The 245-nt window shown below is 56.7% G+C and carries 1 pseudogene; it reads left to right on the forward strand.

Features of this window, described 5'->3' with window-relative positions:
* A pseudogene (locus ACTHSN_RS10880) lies at nt 1-245 on the forward strand (glutathione synthetase); the annotation flags it as partial.

A 245-nucleotide genomic window follows, 5' to 3' on the forward strand; every position in this document is an offset into this window, starting at 1 on the left:
CGGGCGGGGCAGTGTTTTATCACTCCGCCCGAGTTGCTGGCTTGGAATATGGAAAAGACTTATTTGTGCGATTTGGCGGCGCGCGTCGCGCAAGTGATTCCGAGCGTGTTCGTTCCGCTGCAAAAAACCGAATTGGCCGACATCCTGAACCTACAGGGCTGGACGGAAGCGGTCATCAAGCCGGCATTCGGGCCGAGCGGCAAAGGCGTGGTTAAAGATTGTGCGGAGGCATTGGACGTGGATAT

The organism is Neisseria sp. P0009.S010 (assembly GCF_051958545.1).
Lineage (GTDB): Bacteria > Pseudomonadota > Gammaproteobacteria > Burkholderiales > Neisseriaceae > Neisseria > Neisseria subflava_A.